Genomic DNA, 557 nt, shown 5'->3' with positions numbered 1-557 from the left:
ATAGTTGCCAATGGAAAAAGCACTAAGCAGAAAAGAAAATGACAAACGACATATTGGGAACGGACACGTTGCCAAAGCGAAAAACCTCGAGCAAAAGGCCGCCAATACCAGTCCGGCTAAAAATAATGGCGCAAAAGCAATCGCGATGATTTTGGCATCAAAACGCGCCCCGACCCAAAAAGCTCGGAATAGATCATTGCCGAGTCCAGTAAGATCAGAGAAATCTGCGGCCAGCAGTAGAAAAAGACCACGAGAGACCGTAAGCAGTAGTAACGACGCAACGATTAAAGAGAAAATAATGCGCATCGCTCTGTGCGCATTGGGCTGGAAATCCATTGACTAAAAAACCTAACGGGTGATCACTAAGGGGCGCACATCATAGCATAGAGAGCAAATTGCACCTCAATTCTAGGTGTCAAAGCAGTGATCAAACACACGAACGATTGGTCATCTCTATATCAGCTTTCAACGAGTTTTAGGTCAATTAGCACTGACAGTGAGGACAGAAGAAGGTATTACGTTGCCCTATCTTCTGCTCTTGAATCGCTTCCCCACAA

At 45.2% G+C, this 557-nt stretch carries 1 protein-coding gene and 1 pseudogene; both read right to left on the bottom strand.

From position 1 onward, the window contains the following. Positions 1-336 (bottom strand): annotated as a pseudogene (locus CIK04_RS33560) (LTA synthase family protein); the annotation flags it as partial. A 148-nt stretch (positions 337-484) separates the two neighbouring features. Then, positions 485-557 (bottom strand): zinc finger domain-containing protein (locus CIK04_RS23660; RefSeq protein WP_142995001.1); only part of this gene is annotated, 73 nt, incomplete at its 5' end.

This window comes from Vibrio sp. 03_296, from assembly GCF_002265885.1.
The sequence above is the reverse complement of the archived record's forward strand: the minus strand, read 5'-3'. Positions and strand labels throughout refer to the sequence as shown.